Source organism: Mucilaginibacter flavus (assembly GCF_030409315.1).
GTDB classification, from domain to species: domain Bacteria; phylum Bacteroidota; class Bacteroidia; order Sphingobacteriales; family Sphingobacteriaceae; genus Mucilaginibacter; species Mucilaginibacter flavus.
This window is the reverse complement of sequence record NZ_JAUFPS010000095.1, coordinates 141,478-148,116: the sequence shown is the minus strand read 5'-3', so window position 1 is coordinate 148,116 and position 6,639 is coordinate 141,478. Positions and strand designations below refer to the sequence as shown.

General features: G+C 44.0%; 7 protein-coding genes. 4 read left to right on the top strand and 3 right to left on the bottom strand.

Annotated elements, in window-relative coordinates; translation table 11 throughout:
* Positions 1 to 232: 232 nt before the first annotated feature.
* Complete coding sequence (locus QWZ17_RS27865) at positions 233 to 1,114, bottom strand: LysR family transcriptional regulator (protein WP_290308634.1); 882 nt, start codon at positions 1,112 to 1,114, stop codon at positions 233 to 235.
* Positions 1,115 to 1,200: 86 nt separating this feature from the next.
* On the opposite strand from QWZ17_RS27865, the gene QWZ17_RS27860 reads away from it, so the two are divergent.
* The 4 genes from QWZ17_RS27860 to QWZ17_RS27845 all read left to right on the top strand — a co-directional run bounded on the left by QWZ17_RS27860 (position 1,201) and on the right by QWZ17_RS27845 (position 4,405).
* Positions 1,201 to 2,553 carry an MATE family efflux transporter gene (locus tag QWZ17_RS27860; protein WP_290308633.1) on the top strand — a complete coding sequence of 451 codons (1,353 nt, stop codon included), beginning with the start codon at positions 1,201 to 1,203 and terminating at the stop codon, positions 2,551 to 2,553.
* A 22-nt stretch (positions 2,554 to 2,575) separates the two neighbouring features.
* A complete protein-coding gene (locus QWZ17_RS27855; protein ID WP_290308632.1) occupies positions 2,576 to 3,019 on the top strand; it encodes a GNAT family N-acetyltransferase in 444 nt (147 codons plus the stop codon).
* Positions 3,020 to 3,072: 53 nt separating this feature from the next.
* The gene (locus QWZ17_RS27850; protein ID WP_290308631.1) at positions 3,073 to 3,561 is read left to right on the top strand and encodes a cupin domain-containing protein; all 489 of its coding nucleotides are present in this window, start codon (positions 3,073 to 3,075) and stop codon (positions 3,559 to 3,561) included.
* A gap of 100 nt (positions 3,562 to 3,661) precedes the next feature.
* The gene (locus tag QWZ17_RS27845; protein ID WP_290308630.1) at positions 3,662 to 4,405 is read left to right on the top strand and encodes an SDR family oxidoreductase; all 744 of its coding nucleotides are present in this window, start codon (positions 3,662 to 3,664) and stop codon (positions 4,403 to 4,405) included.
* Between the two features lie 140 nt (positions 4,406 to 4,545).
* On the opposite strand, the gene QWZ17_RS27840 is transcribed toward QWZ17_RS27845, so the two are convergent.
* Together QWZ17_RS27840 and QWZ17_RS27835 are read right to left on the bottom strand one after the other, a co-directional pair.
* Entirely contained in the window at positions 4,546 to 5,310 is a 765-nt protein-coding gene (locus tag QWZ17_RS27840; RefSeq protein ID WP_290308629.1) for a LytR/AlgR family response regulator transcription factor, read from the bottom strand.
* Positions 5,285 to 6,334, bottom strand: coding sequence for a sensor histidine kinase (locus QWZ17_RS27835; protein ID WP_290308628.1), 1,050 nt, complete (start codon positions 6,332 to 6,334; stop codon positions 5,285 to 5,287). Before QWZ17_RS27835 ends, QWZ17_RS27840 begins: the two co-directional genes overlap by 26 nt.
* Positions 6,335 to 6,639: the final 305 nt, after the last annotated feature.

Below are 6,639 nucleotides of genomic sequence, written 5' to 3'. Positions count from 1 at the left end.
CCTAAACAGGCTGGCTTTAAAGCCGCCTTAATAAAACAAAATTAAAAATTATTTGATAATTAACACAGAATCTCTCTCCGGCTACGCCGCATAGAGGGGCGGGGAAATAAAAAATGGGATTTACCCTCTATGCGGCTTTAGCCGGAGAGAGGGTCGGCCAGCGAAGCGTAGACCGGGTGAGTCGTCCCTTGGTTAGTTTCCATCATGTCTCCTGAATTTTAAAAAGTATCCCCTAAATAGTCTTTCCCGCCATCCCTCCAATCACCTCCAACACATTTTTCAAAACCGGGCTGTTGTCGTCACTTCGCCAGTTTACATATAAATCTGTACTAAATGGCAGTTCAATAAATCGGATGTCGGGTGTTGCATGATGGATGTATGACAGGGGCAAGATGGATAACCCCAGGCCTTTGGCCACCAGGCCGAGTATGGTAGAACCAAAATCTGAGTAGTACACAATATTGGGAGTGCAGCCTATGGTATCAAAAAAATCCTGTACAATGGAGCGGTAGCTGCTGCTGTGGTCAACTATCGGGAGAATGAATTTTTCATTGTCAAGGTTTTCGCGGGTGATATCATCATAGTTATTATAATGATGATCTGCTGGCACCAGCATAGCCAGTTGATCGCTGTTCACCTTCATCGAACTGATATTGGCCAGCCGGTTAATGTCGCGGGTAAAGGCAAGGTCTATTTTATATTCTTTAATAAACTCCTGTTCGTTTTCATAAAGCAGTTGCACCAGTTCAATTTGTAGTTCGGGGAAACGTGCCGAGATTTTGCCAAGCAGGTTGGGCAGCAACGACGAAGAGATAGAATCAGGATGAGCGATTTTGATGGTCCCGGTTTCGCCCTCGCTTATCTTTTTGGCAAACAGGTGAATGAATTTTAATTCATCGAGCATTACTGCCCATTTATTCCGCAAAAACTCCCCGGCAGGCGTAAGCTTTACATTGCGCTTGTTGCGCTCAAACAATACCACGCCCAACTCTTCTTCCAACGACTGGATCTGCCTGCTCAATGCCGACTGCGTGATGTTCATCTTTTCGGCTGTTTTCCAAAAATGTAACTCATCGGCAAGCTTCAAAAAGTTTTTAATCTGCTGTAAATCCATGTTTTTAATGCGTTAAAATCATTACTTAATCAAAAATGAGCATTTTTTAGCATTTATTACAGCGCTATCTTTGGCCATAAGCAGCAATGAAAATATTAGGGCCATATATTAACCATTATAAAAGCAATATCAGGCTTGCCTTCCCGGTGATGATCACCCAGTTGGGGCACCCGTTGGTGGGTTTTTCATCGTCGGTAATATTGGGGCATTTTGCAGGTACCATACCTTTGGCGGCATTGGCATTATCAAACGGGTATTTTAACTTGTTGATGATTATTGGCATCGGCATATCGTACGGCTTAACACCGCTTATCGCCCATGCCAATGGCAGCCGTAATTATTTCCTTTGCGGCAGGTTGTTAGCGCATAGTCTGTTGGTTAATATAGCTACAGGTTTATTGCTGGTGGCTATAGCGTTGAGCGGAACAGTTTTTATGCTGGATCATTTGGGACAACAAAACAATGTAGTTGAACAGGCTAAACCCTTGTTGTTGCTAACCGGAATTTCGCTGCTACCGCTGATGGTGTTTTTAACCTTTAAACAGTTTGTTGAAGGCCTGGGCCTAACCCGGCAGGCCATGCAGGTGAGTTTATGGGGCAACGCCATCAATATTGTTGTGGGCATTGTACTGGTAAAAGGCATGTTTGGCATTACCCCAATGGGCGTAAAAGGCGTAGGTATTGCCGCCATTGCAGATCGTAGCATTATGGCCATCGCTATGGCCTGGTACAGCATTAAAAGTAAACGTACCCGCTTGTATGTGCGTAGCTTTTCGCTATCAGGGTTAAAATTAGCCTTATTTAAAAATAATTTAAAATCGGGCTTGCCCATCGCCTTACAAAACGTGTTTGAGATCAGTGCGTTTAGTGCCGCCGTATTTATGACAGGCTGGCTGGGTGCCGCGCCGTTGGCCGCCTACCAGGGCACCATGATTATGGTAGCCATGATTTATTATGCAGCCTGCGGGATAGGGACAGCGGCGGCAGTAAACACCGGTTTTTTCAGGGGACGAAAAGAGCCGCAACAAGTGCGACTATCTGCGCTATCCAATTATCACCTTGTTATCGTTTTTCATCTCCTCACCGGTTTGGCCTTATTTGTTTTCAGAGGTTTTTTGTCAAAGTTTCTTTCTGCCGATGCCGCGGTGATTGCCATGGTGATTCACCTGCTCATCTTTGCCTCTATTGTGGAAGTTTTTGATGGCTTACAAATCATTGGTTTAAGCGTACTGCGCGGAATGGGCGATGTTAAATTCCCCACGCTGATGGCCTTTGTAGCATATTGGCTGTTTGCCCTGCCCCTGGCTTATGTGCTTGGGCTGCATACCGGCCTGGGTGTGTTTGGCATTTGGATAGGGCTTTATAGTGGCCTGGCTATAGCCTCGGCTGGTTTATATCTGCGCTTTACCTGGTTATCAAAACAACAATTGTTATATTAATTCATACCAATATATTTATCACATGGAATTTTCAACCATAGTAAAACCGTTCGATGAACTTACTCCCGCGCAACTTTACGCTATATTAAGACTCAGGAACGAAGTGTTTGTAGTAGAGCAGAACTGTGTTTTCCAGGATGCCGATAACAAAGATTATCACTGTAACCACCTGATGCTTTTTAACGAAGGCGAATTGATGGCCTATGCCCGGATAGTGCCGGCAGGAGTGGCTTACGAAGAAATGTCGATAGGGCGGGTGATTACCAGTCCTAAAGTGAGAGGTACAGGGGCCGGCCGGATATTAATGACCAAAGCCATTGAGCTTTGTTATGAAACTTTAGGACCGGGACCAATCCGCATTGGTGCGCAATCCTATGCCAAAGCTTTTTATGCCTCCCTTGGCTTTGTGGAAACCGGCGAACCTTATGATGAAGACGGCATTTTGCATATTGAAATGCTTAAATAAGCACTTTAAGTTTGATGGTTTTGCTTTACTTTCACCATAACTAATTTACACTGATGGAAAACGCAGCCTACTGGATAGCTCATTTACAACTGTTGCCCCACCCGGAAGGTGGCTATTACAAAGAAGTATTTCGCTCCGCACAATCTATCAACAGGCAACAGCAGCCAGCGGTGGTTAAGCAGGCCTGCACCTCTATCTATTATCTTTTGGAAGGAAAGGATTTTTCGACTTTTCACCGCCTGGCTTCAGATGAGATCTGGTATTTTCATAAAGGCGATCCATTGCTGATTTACGCTATTAATAACGACGGCGAGCTTACAACCCATGAGTTATCAGATACATCTACCGGCAGTTTATCCATAGTTATTGAACCGGGCATTTGGTTTGCTGCCGAAACTAAAGCCGAGGATGGATTTTCATTAGTGAGCTGCGCCGTGGCACCCGGTTTTGATTTTAATGAATTTGAAATGGCCGGTAAAGAAAACATGCTATCACTTTGCCCGAAGCATCAGGAGTTGATAGCGCGTTTGTGCAGGGAGTAAGTTTTCTCAAAAATATTAATCCCGATTTTCGTTTTTACCATTTGTTAAGTGGATACGGGTTAATCAGCAAGACCTTTGTATTCATATAAAAACAAAGATCATGGAAAATCAAACAAAAGCTCCGTACTCGCTAAATGGTAAAAAAGTAGTTCTTTTAGGCGGTAGTTCGGGCATAGGGCTGGCTACCGCAAAAGCCTCGGCTGCCGAAGGCGCGCAGGTTATTATTGTATCTGGCAATCAGCAAAGGATAGATAAAGCATTAACCGAATTGCCACAGGGCAGCCGTGGTTACGCCGTAAACTTAACCAGCGAGCAAAGCATCAAAGACTTTTTTGAAATGCTTGGTAACATCGATCACCTGGTATACACCGCCGGCGAAAACCTTACCCTTAATTTAATTGCCCAAACCGATATTGAGCGGGCGCGCGGCTTTTTTAATGTGCGTTATTGGGGCGCATTCACTGCCGTTAAATATGCTTCGCCACATATCCAGCCAGGCGGTTCTATTAATTTAATCAGTGGCACTGCCAATGCACGCCCCGGTGCAGGCTGGTCAATAGCCAGCAGTATTTGTGGTGCTATGGAAGGTTTGGTTCGGGCCCTGGCCGTCGAACTTGCCCCCATTCGTGTAAACAGCGTGGTGCCGGGCGTTATCCAAACCGGTTTATGGGACAGCATGCCCCAAAGCGACCGCGAAGGCCTGTTTAAAGCCATGGAAGATACCCTGTTGCTAAAACGCGTTGGCCAGGCCGAAGATGTAGCCCTTGCCTATGTTTATCTCATGAAACAACAGTTTGGCACCGGTCAAAATATTACGGTTGATGGCGGAACGGTGTTGGTGTAAGGGGGAAATCGGTTGTTATAAACAGATGGAGATGATGTGCCGCTGAAAATTTAAAATACCGTAACCGAACCGTTAACAAAAAGCAATTGCAGCAAGGGCGAACGCCTCCTGAAAAGCGCGGTTTGATTGGCATGGCAAATTTACGCCCTGGCAAGCCAGGCCAAAAACTGTGATGCTTTGCCCTTGCTCACCACTATTCTTTCGGTAAAAGCAACGTTGAGGTTTAATGATAATTTTCTGGAGAAAAAACTGGATACATCAACAATAGCTTTACGGCTAACCAGGAACTGGCGGTTAGCTCTGAAAAAGTAATTGCCTCCTAATTTTTCCAGTTCATCGAGGTTTTTGTTTGGGTAAAAAGTTTTGCCTGCGAAGGTTAACAGGTGCGCTGTTTCGTGAGCCAGGTGAATAAGGGCGATATCTTCCAGTTTTATGGGGATGATTTTATCCTGGTGGTAAACCAATACCGACGACGATTGCGCGTTTGTTTTGTTGGTCAATAGCTCCATTAACGCGTTGTATTGCACAGGCTGATCTGCCAGGAATATTTTTTTAAGCTGACTATAGTGTTCCAATGCACGCTGTAGCGTTTGGGTGGTGAAGGGTTTTAAAATGTAATCTATACCGTTTGCTTTAAAAGCGTCCAGAGCATATTCGTCATAAGCGGTGCAGAAAATAACGGGCGCTGTGGTGGGCAAAGCCATAAATATTTCAAAACTTAAACCATCACCAAGCTGAATATCGCTGAAGATCAAATCTGTTTTATGAGGGCCTTCCAGATAGGCTATAGCTTCTTTTACAGATTGAAGCTTTACAATTGTGCCCTGTTCATCTATCAGTTGGCTGATGCTTAGTTCAAGGTCGTCGGCAACAATTGGCTCATCCTCTATGATCACTATATTCATTGGTCAATAATTTAATACTTACAGAAAACGTATCTGCTTCTTCTTTAATAATAATTTCATCGCCCGATAGCAGGTTATACCGTTCGGCCAGGTTAGCCAGCCCATGGTAGGCCGACGCAACATTAAGGGTTTTCTTTTTGAGTGTATTACTTACTATGATGCGGTCATCCCGGCAAAAAATATGAATAATTAGAGGCGATTCCCGTGTAAGTCCGTTATGTTTTATGGCGTTTTCTAACAAGGGCTGTAAGGAAAACGATGGCAGGTAGCCGGTTTTTAAAAGATCATCCGGTAAATCAATAACGCAATCTAAAGCTGTTCCAAACCTTATTTTTTGCATTTCAAGATAATCTAAAAGCAAGGCCAGTTCATCGCCCAGGCTTGATGCTTTTGAGTCGTGGCTATAAACAGAAGCCCGTAAAAAATTGGCCAAATGTACCAGGTAAGTATCGCCGGCAGCGGCATCTTTGCGGTAAAGTGCCTTGAGGGTATTAAGCGCGTTAAACAAAAAATGTGGGTGAATTTGCTGCTTTAAAAGCAGGTTGGCGGCTTCGGCATGCGCTGTCTTTAACCGCGAAAGTTCAAGTTCGGCATGGGCTTTATCGGCTTGTAATATCACAAAGCCGTGCAGCATCAGGATAACAGTGTTCACAAAAGCGCCTGAAAAAACAAGCATTAATAAGTATATCGGGAAGGAATAGAGATAGCTTTTACCCGGTAAAGCATCAAATAGTGGCCCCAATCCGAGATATATGAATATGCTGACAGTATAAGTAACGTAAAAACGATATCGCTTAGCTGATTTAGGGTTTGCCGGAAATTTACGTGCGAGGTATATCCGGATGCCTATATTACTGAAAGCTACCAGGGCGATCCCGGTCGCGGTTATAATCACCAAAAATAACTTGCGTACAATTGTTTCATCAAGCAAAAAGAACAGGTAAAGCGTTACTATCGCAGTAAGCGAAAAAACGAGTAACCAGTTAAGACGAACCAGGTTTTTAATTGGGAGCGGTGAACGCATATAAAACAAATATAACCAATTGCGTTTAGCCTCAGGCTGAAATATAGCCGAAGCGGGCAAAAACGAACCTGAAGGTGTTTTAAGGAGATTGGAGTAGATTTGGATGAGATCTGGTATTTATTACTGTTATTACTCTCTTGCATAGAACCCCTCCCTGCTTTTACGCTTATTTCCATTGTACCTTTCCAAAAGCGGGAGCACTAAGGGCTGATCACTATACTATTTTAAATCAAATTGTACAGTAACAAGCCCTTAAATTTCGCCATATAAATGCTGTAACAATATTCTTGCAAGGAGTTTAAACA